Raw genomic sequence first — 20,546 nt, 5'->3', positions numbered from 1 at the left:
ACTCATGCGCGCTAGTGCGGGAGTCTCCCTATTGGCCGGCGAGGGCGCTGACAATTGGGCAAGGCACTGATGCATCAACGCACTGCACTTCAAGAAGTCCCTTGATGGCGAGGCTCGTGCGCTGGAGGTCAGCGATCTTTTCATCGATCTCGCGGAGCTTTTGCGCAGCAACCTCCGCGACGTCGCCAGCCGTCACGCTCCCGGCACGTACTGTCTGTGAGAAGCGGTCGAATTCGTGCAACTCGGCCAAAGTGAAACCAAGTTCCTGGCCGCGACGAAGAAAGCGCATTCGGCGGACATCGGAGTCGCGATAGTCGCGGTATCCACTGTTTGTCCGCTCTGGCTTCGCGAGGACACCTGTTCGCTCGTAGAACCTAACCGTAGATATTTTAACCCCGGCTCGCAGGGCTAGTTCTGCTATTAGCACAAGCCGACTCTAAGCCACTACTGGAAGGCGGGCGGAGGCCATGACAGCTCCCTGCACGATAGCCCACACCACCTCGAGGATGAGCATGCCAAGCACGAGCGGCGACGCGCCGTGAATCAGGGCTGCCGCCATCCCGAGCGAGAAAAGGAACCTTGCTGCAGTGTCCGCGGCGCCTGCTGCCCTCGATGGGCGCGCAAGCCTGAACACCGACCACACCACCACCAGCGATCCCATCAAGTTGGCGAACATCAGGGTAAACACATCGCCCGCATCGGGCACTGAACCAGGGAGCCCAAGGGCTACCTGAAGCGCTCCGAATCCTTCGAAGAGAGCTGGTGCTGTGAACGGCAATGCGAAGCCAGCAGTGACAATCAGATCGTAGAAAGCGGATATGCGGACAGTGTTTCGAACAGCCGAGGAAGTCATTCCCCCACTGTTGACCCTGCACCATAGTGCAGGGTCAAATCCGTGGACCGAAGGTCGCTCACACATAATCAGACACATCGTGATGTTGGCGTCCCTACAATGCCCGCAAGCCGGACGTTGAACGGGCGCCCAGGCGACTGGATCAGGCATCGGAGCGATGACCAGGTGAGATGCCCGCAAGCGGAACCCCTTACACGACAAGGGCGACAGACCTTCGGCCCAGCGATGCTTGGAATCGGATCAAGTACCCATCCGGGTCCTGCACGAGAAACTGAACTACGCCAGCCCCGGTCTGGCCTGTCCGGTACCACTTCGTCTCCGGCTCCAGAGCACCTACGATCGGGTCAATCGACGCTACGGAGATCTGGAAATTGACGCCGCGACCCAAAGGCAGATCCAACGCAGCTGGCACCCAGTTTCGCCCCCACGCCCCTTTGCTCGAGCATCATGTGTGCCGTGCCACTGGTGATGTAGGAAAACCCCTCCTCGGGGCGGTCATACAGCATCTCACATCCGCAGAGACGGCACCAGAAATCTAAACTCTCCTCAAGAGAGGTGACAAGAAGCTCCGGAACCGGTCCGGGGCCTGGCGTGCTGTCCGCGCCTGTCATGACTTCACAGCAGTTCTTTGCGGAACCAGTGGTTCGCGTAGGGGTCCGTATTGTGCGCTTCCCCCTCGATGAAGCCAAGCGACGCGTACAGGCGTCGCGCCTCGACGAGGTCGGTTCGCGTGTCCAACCGCAACGCATCCAGTCCCAGTTCGCGGGATTCGCGCTCCAGTTCCTCCATGAGCAGGCGTCCCACGCCCTTACCTCGTGCCGTCGGTTCCACGAAGACTCTCGTCACCTCGCCGATCTCGCCGGGGCGAACCCGCAATCCTGCGCAGCCGAGAACCGTGAGCCCTTGACGGGCGAGTAAAAGAATCCCCCGTGGTGCGACAAGGTCATCACTGGAGTACCCGGCCTGGGCATCCAAAATCTCCTGCCGTGATGCAGGTCGCCCATGGTAGCGACCCACAATGTCTTCGTAGTACCGAAACGACACATCCTTGGCTTCAGCGGACGTCGGCGATGTCGCAGAGATGAGGATCGGCAACGCAGGCATCATGCGTTCCAGAGTACTTCTCGAGCGCGGGGCGATCTGCCCAGAATCCAGATACCTCGTTGAAGTCCGCGCCCGTTAGCCGGACGTCGAATACGACGGCGCACTATTCGTCAATCGGAGGCTCGTCACCTTCCACCTCGGCGATCAAAGAATCCCGCTCGCGCGCTCTCGACCCTCCCCAGAAGCCTGAAGCTATGACGGCCGGAGCCAACGCTACGTACCGTGTCACTTGCACAATTCCCTGTGGCCAGGTGAGGAAGAGCTCGACGATTGAGAGGACAAGTATCAGGAGCGCCAGGCCCCACCCGAACTTGGCCATCCGCCAGAGCGCTTGGCTGCTGGCGTGCAATCGCGCAGACCGCTGCGAGGAGGTTTCCACGTCATGGACGATACTCGCCCCTGAGTGAAGCGCCACGGAAGAGGAAGACCAATTGGCCAACCCCCTACGGGGCAGGTGAGACAGTAGTCCCGCGGTCGCCAACTATGCGCGGTGCGTTCGAGCAGACGCGCTCGCGGGTCAGGGGCACCGTCAGTAATTGGACAAAAGTGCTTGGCCGATGATGCGGGCTCCGTCGGGGAATGCCCCGGGGTTGGGTCCGGAGTAGTTGAGCCTCATGAAGGGGCCGGTGGCCTCGGCCGGGAACCAACTCGAGCCGGCACCGATCAGGACCCCCGCGGCTTCGCAGTCTGCGACCAGCCGCTCGAGATTCGTCCCATCCGGCAGGCGCGCCCACAAATTCAGACCGCCCGCCGGAACGGTGGCGATGTGCACGTCGGGTGCGTGTTCGCGCAGACTCGTCAGTAACAGGTCTCGCCGGGCCCGCAGTTGCGGGCGAAGGTTGCGCAGGTGCGTCTGCCACCCCGGTTGGGTGACGACGTCGAGCACTGCGGCTTGAAGGATCCCGCTGACGTACATCGATTCTGCACTGCGGTCGGCGAGAATGCGTTCTTTGGCGGGACCCCGGGCAATGATCGCCGCCACGCGCAGCGACGGCGAGACGCTCTTGGTGAGGGATCGCACATAGACGACATGGCCGGCGTCATCGCGCGCGGCGACCGGTTGCGGGTCGGTATCGATGCCGAAGTCATGGGCCCAATCGTCCTCGACCAGGAAGGCGCCGTGCGCCCGAACGACGTCGAGGATCTGCGTCGTGGTGGACTCTGACCACTGTGCGCCCGTCGGGTTCGCATAGGTCGGCTGTGCATAGAAGACCCGCGAACCAGTTTCCTGGAACGCCCGAGCGAGGTCATCGGGATCGGGCCCCTCGGGTCCTGAGGGAACCGGGACCACGTCAACCCCGGCTTGAGCCGCAGCCTGGATCGCGCCCCAGTACGTGGGCGATTCCATCAGCAGCGGCGCTCCAGCGGTGGCCAGGGCACGAAAGATCGTGGCCAGACCACTTTGACTTCCCGGGAGTACGATGACATCGCTCGGCAGGGGCGGAGTCACGCCGACCGGTGTCGCAGAACCGAGCTCCCCGGCGAACCAGGACTGCAGCTCCGGAAGCCCCGCGACCGGTGAACGCGTCAGAGCCGCCTCGCTTCGGGCCGCGCGAGCCAGCGCCGACCGGAGCAATCGTTCCGGTAACAGCTCCCGGTCGGGATACCCGGAATGCAGAGCAATGCTCCCCTGTGGAGCGGCACGTAGCGCAGGATTCAACGCGCCGAGGTGGCTGTTTGGCGAACGCATCGCGGCGGTCTGCCAGCTAAAGTCGAGCGGCCGAGCGGTACGCACTGCGCGAACGAAGGTGCCGGCGCCGGGCCGGGTTTCGATCAAGCCCTGCCCCACAAGAGTCCGGATGGCTTTCTGCACCGTCACCGGGCTCGCCCCATACTCGACGACGAGCATCCGGCTGGTGGGCAGCCGGGCGCCCGGCGCCCGGCCCGCGATCCACTCATGCAGTGCGGCCACAATCCGAAAACTGCTATCGTTATCCATGTCAGATCATAATAGCGCTATCAATCGGATGTCCGCACCGCTATCACCCTCACGGGCCGGCCTCGCCTGGGGGTTTCTCGGTGTCGCCGCGTTTTCCTTCACCGTGCCCTTCACCCGCGTGGCCGTCGAGAGCATGGCTCCCCTGTTCATCGGATCCGGCCGCGCTGTCGTCGCTGCCGTGCTCGCCACGGCCGCCCTGATCATCACGCGGCAACGCCTTCCGCGCGGCCACCAGTGGTCTCGCCTCGCCGTCGTTGCGGGTGGTGTCGTCATCGGCTTCCCCCTCCTGACATCCTTTGCCCTCACGGCGGCGTCAGCCAGTCACGGCGCCGTGGTCATCGCGCTCCTGCCGGCCGCGACGGCCGTCATGGCTGTCATCCGGGGAAAAGAGCGACCACCGCTCTCGTTCTGGATCATGGCCACCGTCGGAGCCATGGTGGCCGTAGCCTTCGCGTCCCTGCAGGGAGGCGAAGGCATCCGCTTGCAATGGTCAGACCTGCTCCTGTTCGGTGCTGTCATGGCCGCGGCCATCGGTTACGCCGAAGGAGGCCTGCTCGCGCGCGAGATCGGAGCGTGGCAAACCGTATCGTGGGCCCTCGTTCTAGCCGCTCCCCTCATGGTCACCCTGACGACAATTGCCATCGTTGACCAGCCACCTACCGGCACGCTCACCCAATGGGCGGCCTTCGCGTACCTCGGAGTGGTGAGCATGTTCCTGGGATTCTTCGCCTGGTATCGCGGACTGGCGATCGGGCCCATGGCCCAGGTCAGCCAGGTACAACTCATCCAACCCGTCCTCAGCATCCTCTGGGCCGCACTCATCCTCCACGAACAACTCACCTGGCAGACCATCATCGGCGGCACCGCCGTCATCCTCTGCGCTGGCATCGCCGTGCGAACACGCCTGAATCGCGTCAAGCCCACACGCTCCGCCGAGGACAGTGCAGATGGACCAGCACCGGTCGAGGCGATGCCCACCATCAACCGCCCGTAAGGGGAACGGCTAGCGCGACAGATCCGCGGCCAGATTTCGTCCATCCCGCCGCAGCGTTGCCTCTTCTCTACTCCGACGCGGAGATCAACGGGCATGGCTTTATAATTAGACCGCGAATCCAGGGACTATACGATTTTCGGTGTAACTCCTAACAATGGAGGTGCCTGATGACTGATGTGATTCTTGACGTGATGGAGGACGAAGCCGTGGCGACGGTGAAGCAGGAGGACGTGGTGGATGGCCGGCTCGTGGACCAGCTGGTCGGACGGGCCCGGGAACAGGGTCTCGCGCTGACGGGCGAGAAAGGGTTGCTGGGCCAGCTGACGAAGATGGTCCTGGAATCCGCACTCGAGGGCGAGATCACCGATCACCTCGGCTACGAGAAGCACGAGAGGTCCGGGTCGGCCTCGAACGCACGGAATGGGTCCCGGACGAAAACGGTCCTGACGGATATCGGCCCGGTCCCGATCGAGGTGCCGCGAGACCGGGACGGTTCGTTCCAGCCGCAGATCGTGCGTAAGCACCAGCGGCGCTTGACCGGGGTGGACGAGCTGGTGTTGTCGCTGTCGGCGCGCGGGCTGACCCACGGCGATATCAGCGCTCACCTGGCTGAGGTGTATGGGGCCGAGGTGTCTAAGACGACGATTTCCACGATCACCGACCGCGTGCTCGAGGGCATGACGGAGTGGCAGAACCGGCCTCTTGACCCGGTGTATCCGGTGATTTTCATCGACGCGATCCACGTCAAAGTCCGCGACGGGCAGGTCGCGAACCGGCCGATCTACGTAGCCCTGGCCGTGACGATCGAGGGCAACCGCGACATCCTCGGGCTCTGGGCCGGGGATGGTGGCGAGGGAGCGAAGTACTGGCTGCAGGTGTTGACCGAGATCAAGAACCGGGGTGTCCGGGACGTGTGCATGGTCGTCTGCGACGGACTGAAAGGCCTCCCGGACTCGATCGGGGCCGTGTGGCCTGAAGCGATCACCCAGACCTGTGTCGTGCACTTGCTGCGGGCCAGTTTCCGTTACGCCGCCCGGCAGGACTGGGACAAGATAGCGAAGGCCCTGAAGCCGGTCTATACCGCCGCGACTGTCGACGCGGCCGAGGAACGCTTCCTTGAGTTCGGCGAGGCGTGGGGGAAGAAGTACCCGGCGATCGTGCGGATGTGGGAGTCGAGCTGGGCCGAGTTCGTGCCGTTCCTGCAGTTCGATGCCGAGATCCGCCGGATCGTCTGCACGACGAACGCGATCGAGTCCGTCAACGCGAGGATCCGCAAAGCCGTCCGCGCCCGCGGCCACTTCCCCAACGAGCTAGCCGCCCTGAAATGCGTCTACCTGGCCGTGATGAGTCTGGACCCCACCGGCCAAGGACGAGCCCGCTGGACCCAACGATGGAAGGCAGCCCTCAACGCCTTCGACATCACCTTCAACGGCCGACTCTCCATCCGCGACAACTAAAAATCAAACCCAGTTACACCGAAAACTTGACAGACCCCGAATCCAACGGATCACCGAAACGATCGCAGCTGTGTGTAGTACTTCGTGGTTGCACCCTCGGTCCAAGCCTCAACGAGATAGCCGAGATGAAGCTTCGTCCTGTCCCAACTGATCCAGTGAGATGGCAGTCCCGCTTCCGTATGGGCACCGGGAGTGTCCGTGGTTTGTGTCCAGCCGTTCGCTGCCAGCGCCCGCGAGTAGAAGGCGATGACCTCGCGTTGCGTGTGGGTTGTCGTCCCGGATATACCGGTGACGGCCACGTCGCCGCCATCGAGGCCGAATTGAACCCGTCCCGGGTCATTGTTGATCCGGACATCGGTGCTGCCGGGGTAGGTCAATGCGGCTTCGGGTTGTTTGGCCAGGCTGTCGATGGATTGTCCCGGCACGCAGCCAGTCAGCAAGAGCAAACACATGCTGGCTGCGGTCACCACGCTCAGAAACCGAGTCGTTCTTCGCACCGTTCTCCCTGCCTGCCGCGTCGCGTTGGTCAATTGGGATACTAGGAGCGTGGGTCAGTAACGGCGAAGTTTAAAACGCCGACGGATTTCCTGGGCTGGGGTTGTTGGTCTGGGAAAATTGCTTATGAGCGATTTTGATGGTTTGTTTCCCGCGACAGAACTCGAACATGTTGACCTGGTCATGGACGACGGAGTCGAGGCTGGCGCCGGCGTGAACAAGCGGTTCCGGGCGTTCGAGCCGGCGGCCGTGATGTTGGTTCCACCGTCTTTGGATGAGTGGCTGCCGCAGAACCACCTCTCTCGTTTCATCGCCGACATCGTCGAAACTCAAATTGACCTGAAGAAGTTCTACGCGTCCTACGCGAAGTCGAAGGGCCAGCCGCCTTATGACCCTCGGCTGATGGTCCGCGTGCTGCTTTACGGGTATTGCGTCGGGGTTCGCTCGTCACGGGAGTTGGAGCGGGTCTGTGTGGACGTGGTCGCTTTTCGTTGGTTGGCCGCGCAGCAGGCACCGGATTTTCGCTCGATCGCCCGGTTCCGGAAACGGCACCTCGCGAGCCTGGGGAACGTGTTTTTGCAGGCGTTGGAACTGTGTCGTGCGGCTGGGATGGTGTCGCTGGGGCAGGTCGCGTTGGACGGCACCAAGGTCCGGGCGAACGCGTCCAGGCGCAAAGCGATGAGTTACGCCCGGTTGACGGAGAAGCAGAAAGTCCTCGCCGATGAAGTCTCCGCCCTCCTGGCGGACGCCGATGCGATCGATGAGGCCGAGGATGCCCGGTTCGGGAAAGACAAACGCGGTGATGAGTTGCCGCCGGAGCTCGCGAGGCGGGAATCACGCCTCGTGAAACTGGCCGAGGCGCGCGCCGCTTTGGAGGCGGACGCGGCCGCCCGGGCGCGGAAAGAGGCCGAGAAGAAAGCCCGGGATAAGGGCGATGACGACGATGCTGTCACGGCGAAGGGTGAGGATGCGGCCGAGAACGCGGTCGTGAATCCGAAGGCTCAACGCAACTTCACCGACCCGGACGCGCGGATCATGAAGACCGCTGACGGGTCCTTCCATTACGCCTACAACGCGCAGGCCATCGTGGATGCGGATCATCAGATCATCGTCGCGACGACGCTGACGAATATTGGCGTGGATGTTGAACAGGTCGTGCCCCTGGTCGAGAAACTCCACACCACGACGGGCGTTCTGCCCCGGCAGGTCCTCGCCGATGCCGGGTATTGTTCAGCCGCGAACCTGGACTACGCCAAGACCATTGAGACGGCCAGCGACGGCGGGACCGAGTTCTTCATCGCGACCGGCCGGGTCAAGCATGGCGAACGTGTTCCCGAGGTTCCTCGGGGCCGGATCCCCGCCGATGCGACGCTCCGGGAACGCATGGCCCGGAAGTTGAAGACGAAGAAAGGCCGCGCCGTTTACGCCAGGCGCAAAGCGATCGTGGAGCCCGTGTTCGGTCAAATCCACACGAGGCAAGGAAAATTCCTGCTGCTGCGCGGGTTGGAGCAAGCAGCCCACGAGTGGGACCTGATCGCCGCCTGCCACAACCTAATGAAACTCCACACCCTGCAAACCAAAGCCCGCCTCGCCACGCAAAGCACTCCCCACCCGGCAACCTAAAGACCAGGCAAGACCGCCCTGACGGGCGACAGCGATCCTGCCCTGCGTCGTCAACACGGCCGTGGCCCTATTTTCGATCGGCACGCGAACGGATACAGAGCCCCAGCCCACGACGATCGCGTCGGCAACGCCCCAACCCAACCCGACGACATCGGAGGCATTCATTGGCATCAAAGCCGAATAGGCGTTACTGACTCACGCTCCTAGGGCACGGTCGGGTCAGGCGTGTTGCTGTCCGAGTTCGAGGGCGCGTTGTCTGGTTGCATGGTCATGTAACGCCACTGGCCTCCGGTGTAGATGAGGCGGAGGTGGGCTGTGACTTCACCGGGAGCACCGTTCTTGACGTAGTCGAAGGTGATCGGGGTGAGCGCGAAGTCCGCCCCGGCACTGGTTGTGACGTACGTCGTGGCGCCTGTGGGAGCCAAACCTGTGACGCTGCCGCCGCCGGTAGCGCCGATGGTGGCGACGAACTGTTCCCGGGTGAGCCCGTTTCGCAGGCTCGGGTCTCCCAGATCGTAGAGCGCACCCAGGTCTGTTGCCTTGAGCGCTGTGATGACCGCGGTCAGGGTGGGGCCGGCGTTGTGCGGGGCGGGCGCAGCTTTCAGGGTGAAGTGCTTGCCGTTGATCCACACTTCCACGTTCGCGGCGCGCGCGGTCGGGTCGTCATGACCAATGATTTTGATAGTTGCGTTGCTGGATGCCCCGCTCGGGACGGGTTGGGCGATGTCGCTGGTCAGCACGGCCGAGGCATACTGGGTGCCGGCACCGTTGAAGCGGAACTGTTCGTCGTGGGCGCTGTGTGGGTCCAGGGTCGCCGGCTTCGCGGGGACGACGAGTCCCACGCCCGGTGCGCTGAAGTAGAACTGGCCCACTCCAGCAGCCGTGGAGTCCAGGTCGATGCGCAGGTATGCGCCGCTGGCTTGGTCACGGAAGCCGACGCTGGGATCGCTGAAATTCACGGCCACTTCCGCGTGACCGGGAAGGTTAGCGACGACCAGTGCTGCCAGGCCGATGGCGGCGAGGCCGGCCAAGCCGAAACGAGTGCGTTTTCTCATGATGGTCCTCACGGTTTGCAGTTGTAGGGGGTGCCGTTGGCACGGCCGTTGAGGAGAAGCACCAACTCGTCATCCGCACTGATCGAAGCATTGGTCTGGCAATCATTGACAAGGGTCTGGCCCAAGGCAAATCTGACGTCCAGGTGCTGCTCCGGGGCATCGAACACGGCCTGACCCAAGGCGATGGATTCACTGGGCGGAAACAAGGGATCCCAGAAGTAGCGGTGCAGTTGAACGAATTCCCAGTTCTGTGCGCCGCGAGGTCCACTCAGAAATTTCTGACCGCCCTCAGCTGACGTATCGGTTGGTTCGTCTGCGCCGCGGAGCACGACATCGTCGCCCAGTGAGGTGTTGTCGCCGTAATTGAGTCGAGTTCGAATTATTTGTCGAGAAGCGTTCCTGATAACTGCTGCGTAGCTGAGCCGATAGAAAGTGCCAGGAAAAATTCGGAGCGCAATGTTTGCGAGAGGACAGCACTGTGAACCGTCCCGGTTTTCATGCCGCCGTTTTGTTGGCGGCTTCGATATCTATCGGGCCGTTTGTTTCAGCGTAGTAGTTGCGTTCATATTCTTCGGGCGGCATGTTCCCGAGCGCGCTGTGCAGGCGCCGATTGTTGTACCAATCCAACCAATCGAAGGTGAGTTTCTCGACGTCCGCGAGAGTCTTCAACGGCCCCGTCATGAAGGGTGAGTTCTTCGCCACGGCCTCGTTTTTGTAGAGCCCCATGACGGTCTCCGCGGCCGCGTTATCGTACGCGTCACCGATAGTTCCGATCGAGGCGATGAGCCCTTCCAGAGCGACAGTCTCGGTGAATTTAATCGATGTGTATTGAGATCCGGCATCGCTGTGATGTATCAAACCGGGCCCCACGGCGTGGCCGGCGCGATCGCGACGCCAGAGCGCCATGTTCAAACAGACTTCCACGAACGGCGTGTCTTTGGCCGTTGACGCATGCCAGCCCACGATCGCTCGGGAGTACAAGTCGATTGCGAAAGCTACGTAGACGAAGCCGCCCCACGTTGGTACGTAGGTGAAGTCCGTGACCCAGGAATGGTTAGGGCGGGGCGCACTGAAGTTACGTTTGAGCAAGTCAGGAGCTCGCGGTGAGTCCTTGCCAGCCGACGCCGACTCCCGGGGCTTATGGCCCCTTACGAGGCCATTCATGCCCTCGAGGCGCATCAACCGGTCGACCGTGTGCTTGGAAACGCCGGCGAACTCGCCTCGGTTCAGCCACGCCGTCATCTTCCGCCGACCGTAGAGAATCTCAGGTTGCTGACGGCCCTGGGTATCTCGCGCCTTCAACGCTTTGAGCCGATCGACGAGGGCAGCGTCGCTCTGAACTCGCGCTGCGGCGGCGCGGGTCTTCCATGCCCGAAATGACCGTGAAGTGACAGCAACGCCCTGCTCGCGCAGGACGCCACACGTCAACTCGACTCCATGGCCATTCGCCTTCATCTGAACGATGAAAGCGACTATGGACGGTTGCGAGGGTCGAGCTCCCTCGCGAAGAAAGACGCGGCTGCTTTGAGGATGTCGTTCGTTTCTCGAAGGTCGCGGTTCTCGCGCTTCAAGCGCTTGATTTCCTCGAGCTCTTCGCTTGTGGGCCCGCTACGTTCGCCGGCATCGGCCTGGGCCTGGGTGACCCACTTCCGGAGCGTTTCCGCGCCGATATTGAGCTTCGGTGCAAGGTCGCGGCACGCGGCCCACATCGATGGGTAATCCTTCAAACGGTCAAGGGTCATACGGACCGCTCGTTCGCGAACCTCTGTTGGGTGTTTCTTGGGCATATCCGAATCCTTTCACCAGAAAGAAAGCGGCAGGAAAACCGGGACGGTTCACTGACCCGTAAGGGGAACCGCGAGCGTTTCAGCACCAGAGGCGAGCCAAAGTTCCTCGCCTCCCCAGCCGCGGCCTGGATCGACGCACCAACCTCAACCATCCAGGCAGAACAAGCCAAATGAACTCACGCTTGCCTCATCCAACTGGACGTTACGAGGTGGCGTTCGACTTGACTGTCGGTGGGTCGGGTGAGAATGGATTCATGAAGATCGTCCTGGTTCCGCCGCTGCTCTGCTCCCCCCTCGCTTACGCGCCGGTGATCGACACTGTCTGGTCCCACGGTCAGGTCACCATTGCCGATACCCGCCATGACGACACGATCGCGGCAATGGCTGAACGGATTCTCCGCGAGAACGCCGGAGAATTCGCCATTCTTGGTACCAGCATGGGAGGGTACGTCGCCTTGGAAGTCGTCCGGCAAGCACCCGACCGAGTCACCGCCCTCGCCCTCGTGAGCACGTCCGCCCGAGCCGACACCACAGAGCAGGTCAAGGCGCGGTCCAGCCAATCCGCACTCGTCGAGGACGGGCATTTCGACGCCCTCGTCGACGCCGCCTTCCCCGGCGTCGTCGCAGCCAACAACGAGTCTGACCAGGCGCTGCTGGCCACATGGCGGGCCATGACAGCGCCAGTTGGCCCGGGCGCCTTCCTGCGCCAACAGCGTGCTGTCGTTCAGCGCTCTGACCTCCGCTCGATACTGCCGTCGATAACGTGTCCCACGGCGATCATCCACGGGGCTGCAGATCGCCTCATCCCCCTCGCCGCCGCCGAAGAAACAACCGCCGCAATGCCCGCAGCCACATTCACCATCATCGAGGGCGCCGGCCACTTCCTGTTCCATGAACGGCCCGCCGCCGCACGAGACGCCGTAGACACATGGCTCGAGTCAGCTGAATAGCTGAACCGCAGCCATGTGATGCCGCCAGACAACGTTCAACCACCGGGCCCGCGTGTGTCCGGGACGCCTCGGCAAAACCTTCAAGCCCTCGAATCCGACATCCGCAAATGGGTCAAGGGTTGGAACGAGAACCCGAAGTCATTCATCTGGACCAAGCCCGCCGAACAGATCCTCGAATCCCTCAGCAGACTTCTACAACGAACTAACGCTAACGGCGCAGGACACTAGCGAGGTCGGATGCATCACTGGCCCGGCGACAGCTCCTACCCGCTCGGTGTCAGCCCCGCGTCGGGCCTGCCTGGCACCGCGGGCCGCATCGTGGCGAGGCTCGCCGCGAACCGGCCCCCGGGGGCGAGGGCCGCCACCCGGTCGGCATCGGCGACCGTGTCGACGTCGGTGAGGTGTGGGAGCCGCCGCACCCGGAGCCCGGCCTCGTGCAGGCGGGCGAGCTGCCGGGCGCCGGTGTCGTCCTGGGACATCGGGATGCCGCGGATCAGGTCGCCACGCGACAGCACGCCGCTCGACTGCACGCGACGCGACAGCAGGCCGCGCGGGTCGCCGAGCGCGAGCGCCCAGAAGCCGCCGTCGTTCGCTGGGCCGAACCAGGCATCCGTGGTGTCGTCCCAGTCGGTGAAGACCGGCTCGAGCAGCGCCGTGGTGACCTGGGGTGTGTCCATGCCGATGAGGAGGGTGGGTTCGTCGAGGGAGTCGAAGATGGCCGCGAGGCGTGCGTCGAGACGGCCGGACGTCTGGGGCAGGATCTCGAAGGCGTCGGCGGCGACCGGCGGCGTGACACCGTCGAAGGCGAGGATGCGACGCGTCGCCGGGAGAGCCCCAACGGCCGCGAGCGTGTCGTCGAGGCTTGCCGCCGCGAGCAGCGCCGCCTGCTCGAGGCTGAGCGGCGGGTGCAGCCTGGTCTTCACCCGACCGGGCAGGCACTCCTTGGCGATCACCACGACGGCCGTCATCGCCGAGCCCCATGCAGCAGGGCGGACATGTCGCCGATCAGGGTCACGGTGTTCATGTCGCTGCCACACGATGGGCAGGCCGACCGATCTCGGCCTCGATTGCCCGATCCCCTCGCGCGAGAGGGGGCCGGGCGGCGTTGACTACCTCGGGGTGAACGTTCGAGCCCGACGCCGAGGCCGCCACAATCATAAGCAGCACGTCGACCGCGTCGTCGACTCCGCTATTGGTGAGGAGTCCGCCCGCGCTAGCAAGAACCGAGGTCGCCTTGAACCCTGTCGATCTCATCGCCCCCCTCGTCTCTAACCACGTACCACCTATTCTGGCCCGACGGTGACTGCCCGACACTGCCTGCCCGACAATGAGCTCTGGGCTCGCCAGCACCTCGTCGAGCGTCGGGTTCGCCGATGGGTCGAGACCCTCCTCCTCGCGGCCGGGCACAGAGTCGATGCCGAGCCCCATCGGAGTGAATCGGTCGGTCGACCCGAGACAGCAGCGCCGAAACCACGAGTCGTGGACGAAGACCAGGTGGCGCAGCGTTTGCACAGCCGACCACTCGTCGTTCACACGCTCGTGCTCGATGCCCGGCGACTGCCGCATGCGCGCCACGGTCGCCGCACAGCCGGTGCGCAGCTGCCGCCACCCTCGGCGAACGTCGGCCAGGTCGTCCGATCTGATGAGTCGGCGGACCGGGTGAGGACGGTCGAGCTCGGCCTCGACGTTCTCCATGACTTCGACGCCGTTCACAACGAGGTTGGTCACCAGCCCGTCGATCACGGTGCCCTGCATAACCACGCCGATCAGACGGGTGTTCTTCAGGTTGCACTCGCGGAATTCCGCGCCCTTCAGGTCCTCGTCCACGTCCCGTTTCATGCTTGGCAGGCTACGCCCGGCCCCGACGCCTCCGAACGCTGTCCCGCAAGCCCGTCGGCTTGCGCGCCAACGGGGAGGCCATCGCTTGTGGCTTCTGATCGTGCTGATGCTGCATCGCGTGGCAACCCTGTAGAGGGTTGTTCGGGGCCTGCCCACTCAACGCAAAGGGCTTTCGAGGGGGATGCGTGGCTCGCACCGTTTCAGGTGCGGAGTGCGCTGGTGGTCGTGACGATGGGCCTGTTGGACCTGCCAATCAACCGTGGTGTCTTCAACCACGTTTGGGCATCGGCCATGAGGTGATCCAAATGGCGGTGAGAGCAGTGCCGAGTCCGGTCATTAGGGCGGCGGCGTTGACAGAACCGGAGATGATGCCGATAGTCGCAGCGTAGGTGACGAGGCGAACCAGCCCGACGACGATGAGGATCGCGCCGGCCGCTAACAGGAGCGCGGGCATTCGCAGTGCACAGCCGAGCGCGGCGAGGGCACCGAGTCCGACCAAGACGAGTGCTTGCACAAGGTTGACAGATATGAACTGTAGCGGTGTGTAGTCAAGCAGCGAGAACAACGAGCTGAGCGCAGTGAAACCGGCGACGATCAGGCCGCGGGTGCGCCAGATTGCTGAGGTGGAAGCTGTACCACCGGTAAGTGGGGTGGCGCTCATGAGAGGGCCATTGCAATCCGAGCCGGCCGGCCCGAGGCGAGCGACCACCGGGGTCTCAGCAGTCCATCGACGCCGGCGATCCTTCCGGCGGCGGTTGCCAGGAGGACGAATTGCGCTGCGAACATCAGGTAGTAGCTCCATTGCCACTCCCCGGGGGTGTTCAGCACCGAGAGAGTGATGGCGATGGTCTGGAGAATGCCGATGGCCGCCCAGAAGCGTGTCAGGAATCCCACGAGCAGGAACGCGCCGAGACAGAATTCCGCGATCAGCACCCCCCAGCCGAAGAGCGCGAAGTTGGGGAAGATGACATTCTGCACCAGCCAGCTGAAAGCTCCGAGCACCGGATGCTCCACGGCGTCAGCGGTGTACTGGTAGAGGCCGTCGTGCGCGGCTTGCCCGAAGTCGGGCGGGCGTTTCCAGTTCACATTCTGTAGCCACATCAACCCCACGGCGATCCGCACGGCGGCGAGCACCGCGCGAGTGAGACGCCCGGAATCAATCTGGTTGATATGTGCCGGTGCGGTGGTGCGGGTGATGGTCATCGCGTTCTCCTTTCGTTTCAGGCGCAGGCGAACATCGACGTGGCGGACGTTGCCGATGACCACTGTTGAGTGAAGAGTTCGCTGACCCGGTCGAGCGCGGGAGCCAGGGGGAGTATCTGGCGACTCACGAGCGCGTTTTCGTCACGGGCGGCGACGGGATGCCAGTAGATACCGTCCGCCGTCACGGTCACCTCGGGGATCAGTGATTCGCGCGTGAATGCGACCCCCTCTTCGGCGACGCCTTGCAGCGCGATGGGGCGGATGACCTGGTCGGCTCGCGGGATCCCAAGCCCGTCGAAGAGCGCGTGCAGCTGATCGAGGGCCGGGTCGTCGTGCGCCGAGATCGTCGCGGCGACCCGCACAGTGAATCCTTCGTCGAGTGCGACTCGGATGCCGGCGAGTGCCCGTTTCCAGCTGCCGACACCGCGGTGGGAATCGTGTACCTCGGGGGTGGGTGAGTCCACACTGATTTGGAGCGCGAAGCCTTGACGTGGCATCGCCTGTAGTTTGCGTAGCCCGTGGCCGCGGAACAGCATCCCGTTGGTCAGTAGTGTGGTCGGCAGCCGGTCGACGCAGGCTCTCACGATGACGTCGATGTCCGGCAGCAGGAACGGTTCGCCGCCGGTGAGGTAGAGCTCTTTCACGCCCCAGTCGGCGGCCTCGGTGACGAGTGCCTGAATGTTGTCGATGCCGAGCAGGCGCGGGTCGGTCTTCGGCGACGACGCGACGCAGCAATAGTCGCAGGCCAAGTTGCAGTGAAAGTTCGTGTAGAGCCAGAGCCGCGCTCCGGGCATCCGGTCGGCGGGGATCATGCTGCCAGGATTGCGTGGCCGGCCCCGGCACACGGTCACGTGGCCGGTGTCCTGCTCGACCATCAAAGTGCTGACGAGGGTGTTGCCCGTTTTCTCGCACCATCGGCGCACGAGTTCCAGTTCGCTCGCCGACGCCACCGCAAACTCTGCCGTGTCGCCTTCGGCCATTTGCTCCACGGTCCGCATCAGCGCCATGACTACCATCGGGCGTCCACGCCCTGCTCCTTGATCGCCGCAAACAATCCGTTGTAGCCCTCGAGGTGTGGCTCGACCCATCGGGTCAGACCCTCCAATTCGAGGATGCGACGGTGCGCCGGCACCTCCCAGTCCATCGCGAGCAGCTTCGCCACCCACGGTGCGTAGACCGACTCGGGCAAGGTGTCGAGGGCGGTGAACATGCAGTGCGAGTAGGTTTCGGTCTGCCAGACCGGCTCCAGCATGCCCGGCATCAGGTCGCCGCGGCCGATGTTCTCCCACACCGTGATACCGATCGCAGCGACATCAGCGTCACCGGCAAGCACCGCATCGATCGCGTCCAGCTCACTGCGACCGGTGTCACCGTGCTTGCCGATGTCACTGTTGAAGCGCTGAATGTGCAGGTGATCGACATCCACTCCGGCTTCGCGCAGATAGTGCAAGGGCAGAATCGCGGCATGCGCTGAGTCTGCCGATCCGAGTGCCAGGCGCCGGGTCGCGATATCGCCGGGGCCGGACCAGCCGCTTCCCGAGGCCGCGACGAACACCGTCGAAAATGTGGCGTCCGTGTCGCGCATGGCCAGTGGCCGCACGTGCCCGTCGGTCTGAAGCACAGCCCGCGCATACGCAAGATTCGTGTTCCAGGCGATGTCGATCATCCCCGCTTGCAGCGCGTCGACCAAGCGGCCATAGTTCGAAAACAACAGGAAATCCATCGCCGTATCCGGTTCATCGAAATATTCGCGAATGCCTTCCCAGATGGGAACAACGTTGGGCGTGTAAGCGACCGCTCCAATGAGCAGGGGCGCTCCGACGAGTTTCGACATCAGGCGCTCAGAACAGCGGAAGGCCGGTGACAGCCTTCCCGTAGAAGTCGTAAAGCACGTCGGCGGTCGGGGCCATGACCGACCCCGCACGCGCATCCCGGAAGGCCCGCTCGATAGGTAGGTGTTTTGAGAACGCCGCTCCGCCACACACCCGCATCGCCGATTCGGTGATCATCAACGCGGCATCGTTCGCGGAGGCCTTCACCCCGAGCACGAACAACGGAGTATCCTCGGCGGGGCTCGCCACTTTCGCGGCCGCCTGTGCAAGGTAGGACTTCTGCGCCATCAACGCGATGCTCATCTTCGCGATCTGTGCCCGAATCGTTGGCAAAGCGGACAGAGCCTGGTCCAGGTGCTCCAGCCGGGCACCGGTCACGTGTGCGACCGCGGCATCAACAGCTGCGGTGCAGAGCCCGAGCGACACTGCGGAGTTGCCCAGGTTGAACCAGGGAAGCACGGTGGCCATCATCGTGCCAAACCCGCTGCCCGGCTCACCGAGACGATAACTGGACGGAATAGTGACCGCTACCGTCATCGGGCTCGACGCATTGCCGCGCAGCCCCAATCCGCTCCACGGACCGGCGATATCCAAACCCGGCGTCGCCGCCGGGATCGCGTACAGGTCGACGGTCTCCGGGTCGACCGCACTCTTCGACGACATCACATACACGTCGGCATACCCGGCCGAGGTCACCCAGCTTTTATAGGCCGTGAAGCGAAGGCCAGCCCCGTCGACTACCGACTCGGACACGGGAGCCCAAAAGTGCGATCGCGACCCCTTCTCACTGAACGCGAGCGTACCGAGCACCTCGCCCGAAGCCATCCGCGAGAGAAGTTCCGGCATCGCGGCAGGCGGGGCGGATGCCACCGTCACCGCGGCCGCGACATGCATCAGGTAGATCATCGCGGTAGAGCCGCACGCCACCGCAATTGCGCTCAGCACCTCCGTGAACTCGACCGGCCCGGCCCCCATGCCGCCAGCGTCCTCGCTGATCACCAGGCCGAGCAGCCCGCTCGACCTGAGTGCCGCGACTGAATCAACAGGGTAGCTGCCATCGGCATCAACCTGTTGGGCGTGAGCGGCGGCTACTGCCGTTACCCGCGCTACAGCTTCTTGGAGGGTCGACTGCGTCATGGTCATCCGGTCTCCTGGCATCGCTGCTCAATTTTTTCGACACCGCTCAAGCGGGATCGACCAGCTCAGTATCCCCCACAGGAATGTCAGGGCTGCAAGAAAATAGTTACGAGTGTCTAACGGTGCGGGGGGCTCATTGCTGACTGCCATCGCATCGACCGGCGGTTGAACGCGGCAAGCAACCGTTCGGCAGGAGGAAGTGCTCGTTTCTCCGCGTCGGGAAAGCCGTCATAGGTATAGGTCGCGACGGCCATTGGGGATCCTGCACGGCCGAGCGCGTACCGGAGCGTCGAGTCGTTTCGGTGGCCGCAGATCAGGATCCCGACGGTCGGCGTATGAGTGCCGAGCCTCAGCCGGTCGTCGAACCCCGGGGTGGTGCGATCTTCATGCTTCTCCTTTGACCGCAAAGGTAGCCGAGACCATAGTCAAATGATGGAAAGCGCGTCGCTACGCTGTCCGAATGGACATCCTTACAACGGCCCTATCGAAAGCGCCCGCTGCCGGGTCGATCATCGGCGTGCCAGTCTCAGTGTGGCTCCCGCCGTTGGCCGTGCTGGTAGTGGCATTGTTCGGTTTCTGGAATACCAGTCGAGCTACAAAGCGCGCTGGGGAGAATTCGGACGCCTCTCTGAAGCGCACGATCACGGCAGATAGGCAGGCGCGGCTGCTGGAAAAGCAGATGCTCCTCTACGCCGATATTTTGACTTTCATCGCCCAACGGAGCCAGCACAGAAGCGCCGTACTAAACATGGGCAAGATCGAAGGTGTCGATATCCCTCAACAGTACGAATCAACCGATCGATTCGCTTTATCCGGGCGCGCAGAAGCCATCGCTCGACGATCCGTACTGAACGCTTGGAACGCCTGCAACAAAGCCGACGAGGACACGGTAAGAAAACAGATCCTCCAAGCAAAAATCCCCAAAGTGTGCGACGCGGGAATGAAGGCATACGCCGAAATCGACGCTGCGCGAGTCGAGGCTGAGAGGCAAGACGGATTGCTGCGAGATGCCATCCGGATCGCATTGCACAATCGAACGGACGATGACGGACTTGGTGATCTTTGAGCCACGGAAAATGTTCAGGGCTTCGGTGCGAGTCCTTCACCAAGCTCGACTCCAAGATCTCCAAACGCTCCGAGATGCCCGAGCCAAGCCATCGATGTCCACCACATCAAGACGGCGTCGCCGATTGCTCGAACCATCGCGGCTTCTAATCCGTCATCCGTTGCAGTCTCGCCGGAGACCGCCGATGCCGCTTTTCGACGATCATCGGCGCTGAGTCAATGGTTTTCATCGCCGGTGCAGGGAGGTGCCCGCTGACGGGATTCGCAAAGTCGCTGGGCGATGAACGCGGCTCAGCCACCGACGTACCTGCCAGTCTGGTTTGCCAGAAATCTTCCGGCACGCCACATTCCACTCTTCGCCATCACGATCTGGCTCCACGTGCGTAACCTGCACTCACAACAATAGAATGCCCGTCCAGTTCTACGAACGACACCGACGTTCGGCACTTCTCGATCGCGTTTTGCCGTGTTCAGACGGCCCGGTTAGGGCATTTCGTCGCATTCCTGATCACCGATTCGGCAAGGCGCCAGGGCTTCTCGTTGGCGAGATGAGCTGTCAGGGCGCCATTAGCGGTACCACTCCTCGTCCGTCTGAGCCAAACGCGAGGGATGCAACTCGTCGCCGAGTCCGTAAAAACGCTGAAAATTCATGATCAGAGGCCGCCACAAGTTCGGATCGATACGATTCTTCGACCCTTTCACGCGGATCGACTCGTGGACATGCACCCTCGTGATCCTGGCTTCGAAAATGAACGTGTCGCCATCGGCCGGGTCATCTTTCTCGAGGGGACGCGAATGAACGATGCGGGCTTCGAGATTAACCGGGCATTCGTCGATCCGTTCCGCTCGGACGGTGTCACCAGGTCGGGCATGCAAACCGGCACAGGCTATCTTGTCGGGCTCGTATCGATAGCCAACGCCAGCCTTGCCAGGAGGGACGGGCATGCGACCGGTCGTCAACGCTATCCTGTCTACCGCCTCGACTAGTTCGGCAGTGGGGAGGTTAATGACGCACTCGCGGGTGTCGAGAAGGTTCTGTGCAGTCAAGGACCGGGCGCCCATGCCAAGGAGGGCAGTCTGGCCAAGCCAGAAAACGGACGACATCGGGGACGTATTAGTGGCACCGTCGCGGTCGATCGTACTGAGAAGCGCAACGGGTGTTCCGAAGTAGAGGATGGCAGGATCAATCACGGTGTGCGTCGGCATGGGCTTC

The 20,546-nt window shown here is 63.1% G+C and carries 21 protein-coding genes; 5 read left to right on the top strand and 16 right to left on the bottom strand.

Annotation, left to right across the window (positions count from 1 at the left end):
- Window positions 1-28: 28 nt before the first annotated feature.
- From RHM57_RS00105 to RHM57_RS00090, 4 genes are all read right to left on the bottom strand, one after another.
- A complete protein-coding gene (locus RHM57_RS00105) occupies window positions 29-427 on the bottom strand; it encodes a MerR family transcriptional regulator (RefSeq protein WP_322136666.1) in 399 nt (132 codons plus the stop codon).
- A gap of 9 nt (window positions 428-436) precedes the next feature.
- The gene (locus tag RHM57_RS00100) at window positions 437-853 is read right to left on the bottom strand and encodes a hypothetical protein (protein ID WP_322136667.1); all 417 of its coding nucleotides are present in this window, start codon (window positions 851-853) and stop codon (window positions 437-439) included.
- A 615-nt stretch (window positions 854-1,468) separates the two neighbouring features.
- The gene (locus RHM57_RS00095) at window positions 1,469-1,960 is read right to left on the bottom strand and encodes a GNAT family N-acetyltransferase (RefSeq protein ID WP_322136668.1); all 492 of its coding nucleotides are present in this window, start codon (window positions 1,958-1,960) and stop codon (window positions 1,469-1,471) included.
- Window positions 1,961-2,486: 526 nt separating this feature from the next.
- Window positions 2,487-3,896: a PLP-dependent aminotransferase family protein gene (locus tag RHM57_RS00090; protein ID WP_322136669.1), complete on the bottom strand. Its 1,410-nt coding sequence runs from the start codon at window positions 3,894-3,896 to the stop codon at window positions 2,487-2,489.
- Between the two features lie 28 nt (window positions 3,897-3,924).
- Here RHM57_RS00090 and RHM57_RS00085 point away from each other — a divergent pair, with 28 nt between their 5' ends.
- Complete coding sequence (locus RHM57_RS00085) at window positions 3,925-4,890, top strand: DMT family transporter (RefSeq protein ID WP_322189245.1); 966 nt, start codon at window positions 3,925-3,927, stop codon at window positions 4,888-4,890.
- Window positions 4,891-5,081: 191 nt separating this feature from the next.
- Window positions 5,082-6,347 carry an IS256 family transposase gene (locus tag RHM57_RS00080; RefSeq protein WP_322141107.1) on the top strand — a complete coding sequence of 422 codons (1,266 nt, stop codon included), beginning with the start codon at window positions 5,082-5,084 and terminating at the stop codon, window positions 6,345-6,347.
- 50 nt (window positions 6,348-6,397) lie between these two features.
- Here RHM57_RS00080 and RHM57_RS00075 read toward each other — a convergent pair whose 3' ends face one another.
- A complete protein-coding gene (locus RHM57_RS00075) occupies window positions 6,398-6,817 on the bottom strand; it encodes a hypothetical protein (RefSeq protein ID WP_322189244.1) in 420 nt (139 codons plus the stop codon).
- A gap of 208 nt (window positions 6,818-7,025) precedes the next feature.
- On the opposite strand from RHM57_RS00075, the gene RHM57_RS00070 reads away from it, so the two are divergent.
- Window positions 7,026-8,465 (top strand): IS1182 family transposase, encoded by a 1,440-nt coding sequence (locus tag RHM57_RS00070; protein ID WP_322135178.1) that lies wholly within the window; start codon window positions 7,026-7,028, stop codon window positions 8,463-8,465.
- 203 nt (window positions 8,466-8,668) lie between these two features.
- Here RHM57_RS00070 and RHM57_RS00065 read toward each other — a convergent pair whose 3' ends face one another.
- The 3 genes from RHM57_RS00065 to RHM57_RS00055 all read right to left on the bottom strand — a co-directional run bounded on the left by RHM57_RS00065 (window position 8,669) and on the right by RHM57_RS00055 (window position 11,307).
- Window positions 8,669-9,520 (bottom strand): hypothetical protein, encoded by an 852-nt coding sequence (locus tag RHM57_RS00065; protein WP_322136671.1) that lies wholly within the window; start codon window positions 9,518-9,520, stop codon window positions 8,669-8,671.
- An 8-nt stretch (window positions 9,521-9,528) separates the two neighbouring features.
- Complete coding sequence (locus RHM57_RS00060; RefSeq protein WP_322136672.1) at window positions 9,529-9,849, bottom strand: hypothetical protein; 321 nt, start codon at window positions 9,847-9,849, stop codon at window positions 9,529-9,531.
- A 166-nt stretch (window positions 9,850-10,015) separates the two neighbouring features.
- Window positions 10,016-11,307 (bottom strand): IS3 family transposase gene (locus RHM57_RS00055; RefSeq protein ID WP_322189242.1). Its coding sequence is split into 2 segments (ribosomal slippage): window positions 10,016-11,037 and window positions 11,037-11,307, totalling 1,293 coding nucleotides; the frame shifts between segments, so codons are not numbered across the junction.
- A gap of 254 nt (window positions 11,308-11,561) precedes the next feature.
- On the opposite strand from RHM57_RS00055, the gene RHM57_RS00050 reads away from it, so the two are divergent.
- A complete protein-coding gene (locus RHM57_RS00050; RefSeq protein WP_322189240.1) occupies window positions 11,562-12,257 on the top strand; it encodes an alpha/beta hydrolase in 696 nt (231 codons plus the stop codon).
- 263 nt (window positions 12,258-12,520) lie between these two features.
- Here the strand turns inward: RHM57_RS00050 and RHM57_RS00045 are convergent, their stop codons facing one another.
- The 7 genes from RHM57_RS00045 to RHM57_RS00015 all read right to left on the bottom strand — a co-directional run bounded on the left by RHM57_RS00045 (window position 12,521) and on the right by RHM57_RS00015 (window position 18,274).
- Window positions 12,521-13,225, bottom strand: a complete 705-nt coding sequence (locus tag RHM57_RS00045; RefSeq protein ID WP_322135538.1) for a TIGR04282 family arsenosugar biosynthesis glycosyltransferase — start codon at window positions 13,223-13,225, stop codon at window positions 12,521-12,523.
- Between the two features lie 52 nt (window positions 13,226-13,277).
- Complete coding sequence (locus RHM57_RS00040; RefSeq protein WP_322187967.1) at window positions 13,278-14,096, bottom strand: hypothetical protein; 819 nt, start codon at window positions 14,094-14,096, stop codon at window positions 13,278-13,280.
- 268 nt (window positions 14,097-14,364) lie between these two features.
- Complete coding sequence (locus RHM57_RS00035) at window positions 14,365-14,757, bottom strand: hypothetical protein (protein WP_322187969.1); 393 nt, start codon at window positions 14,755-14,757, stop codon at window positions 14,365-14,367.
- On the bottom strand, window positions 14,754-15,299 hold the full coding sequence (locus RHM57_RS00030) for a DoxX family protein (RefSeq protein WP_322187971.1): 546 nt from the start codon (window positions 15,297-15,299) through the stop codon (window positions 14,754-14,756). Before RHM57_RS00030 ends, RHM57_RS00035 begins: the two co-directional genes overlap by 4 nt.
- A gap of 17 nt (window positions 15,300-15,316) precedes the next feature.
- Window positions 15,317-16,279 (bottom strand): radical SAM protein, encoded by a 963-nt coding sequence (locus tag RHM57_RS00025; protein ID WP_322187973.1) that lies wholly within the window; start codon window positions 16,277-16,279, stop codon window positions 15,317-15,319.
- Window positions 16,280-16,308: 29 nt separating this feature from the next.
- A complete protein-coding gene (locus RHM57_RS00020) occupies window positions 16,309-17,133 on the bottom strand; it encodes a phosphate/phosphite/phosphonate ABC transporter substrate-binding protein (RefSeq protein WP_322136679.1) in 825 nt (274 codons plus the stop codon).
- A gap of 7 nt (window positions 17,134-17,140) precedes the next feature.
- Window positions 17,141-18,274 carry an acyl-CoA dehydrogenase family protein gene (locus RHM57_RS00015; protein WP_322187975.1) on the bottom strand — a complete coding sequence of 378 codons (1,134 nt, stop codon included), beginning with the start codon at window positions 18,272-18,274 and terminating at the stop codon, window positions 17,141-17,143.
- Between the two features lie 454 nt (window positions 18,275-18,728).
- On the opposite strand from RHM57_RS00015, the gene RHM57_RS00010 reads away from it, so the two are divergent.
- On the top strand, window positions 18,729-19,334 hold the full coding sequence (locus RHM57_RS00010; protein ID WP_322136681.1) for a hypothetical protein: 606 nt from the start codon (window positions 18,729-18,731) through the stop codon (window positions 19,332-19,334).
- A 566-nt stretch (window positions 19,335-19,900) separates the two neighbouring features.
- Here RHM57_RS00010 and RHM57_RS00005 read toward each other — a convergent pair.
- Window positions 19,901-20,539: a flavin reductase family protein gene (locus RHM57_RS00005; RefSeq protein ID WP_322136682.1), complete on the bottom strand. Its 639-nt coding sequence runs from the start codon at window positions 20,537-20,539 to the stop codon at window positions 19,901-19,903.
- Window positions 20,540-20,546 lie beyond the last annotated feature (7 nt).

The sequence above is a fragment of the Cryobacterium sp. 10S3 genome, assembly GCF_034344045.1.
In the GTDB taxonomy this organism is placed as follows: Bacteria; Actinomycetota; Actinomycetes; order Actinomycetales; family Microbacteriaceae; genus Cryobacterium; species Cryobacterium glucosi.
Note: the sequence above shows the minus strand (reverse complement) of the source record. Positions and strands in the feature narration are given on the sequence as shown.

Coding starts and splice junctions, on each gene's coding strand:
- RHM57_RS00045 (WP_322135538.1), bottom strand. CDS start 13,225: ATGACGGCCGTCGTGGTGATCGCCAAGGAGTGCCTGCCCGGTCGGGTG.
- RHM57_RS00025 (WP_322187973.1), bottom strand. CDS start 16,279: ATGGCCGAAGGCGACACGGCAGAGTTTGCGGTGGCGTCGGCGAGCGAA.
- RHM57_RS00085 (WP_322189245.1), top strand. CDS start 3,925: ATGTCCGCACCGCTATCACCCTCACGGGCCGGCCTCGCCTGGGGGTTT.
- RHM57_RS00050 (WP_322189240.1), top strand. CDS start 11,562: ATGAAGATCGTCCTGGTTCCGCCGCTGCTCTGCTCCCCCCTCGCTTAC.
- RHM57_RS00015 (WP_322187975.1), bottom strand. CDS start 18,274: ATGACCATGACGCAGTCGACCCTCCAAGAAGCTGTAGCGCGGGTAACG.
- RHM57_RS00070 (WP_322135178.1), top strand. CDS start 7,026: ATGGACGACGGAGTCGAGGCTGGCGCCGGCGTGAACAAGCGGTTCCGG.
- RHM57_RS00100 (WP_322136667.1), bottom strand. CDS start 853: ATGACTTCCTCGGCTGTTCGAAACACTGTCCGCATATCCGCTTTCTAC.
- RHM57_RS00030 (WP_322187971.1), bottom strand. CDS start 15,299: ATGACCATCACCCGCACCACCGCACCGGCACATATCAACCAGATTGAT.
- RHM57_RS00040 (WP_322187967.1), bottom strand. CDS start 14,096: ATGAAACGGGACGTGGACGAGGACCTGAAGGGCGCGGAATTCCGCGAG.
- RHM57_RS00065 (WP_322136671.1), bottom strand. CDS start 9,520: ATGAGAAAACGCACTCGTTTCGGCTTGGCCGGCCTCGCCGCCATCGGC.
- RHM57_RS00095 (WP_322136668.1), bottom strand. CDS start 1,960: ATGATGCCTGCGTTGCCGATCCTCATCTCTGCGACATCGCCGACGTCC.
- RHM57_RS00090 (WP_322136669.1), bottom strand. CDS start 3,896: ATGGATAACGATAGCAGTTTTCGGATTGTGGCCGCACTGCATGAGTGG.
- RHM57_RS00005 (WP_322136682.1), bottom strand. CDS start 20,539: ATGCCGACGCACACCGTGATTGATCCTGCCATCCTCTACTTCGGAACA.
- RHM57_RS00080 (WP_322141107.1), top strand. CDS start 5,082: ATGGAGGACGAAGCCGTGGCGACGGTGAAGCAGGAGGACGTGGTGGAT.
- RHM57_RS00035 (WP_322187969.1), bottom strand. CDS start 14,757: ATGAGCGCCACCCCACTTACCGGTGGTACAGCTTCCACCTCAGCAATC.
- RHM57_RS00010 (WP_322136681.1), top strand. CDS start 18,729: ATGGACATCCTTACAACGGCCCTATCGAAAGCGCCCGCTGCCGGGTCG.
- RHM57_RS00020 (WP_322136679.1), bottom strand. CDS start 17,133: ATGTCGAAACTCGTCGGAGCGCCCCTGCTCATTGGAGCGGTCGCTTAC.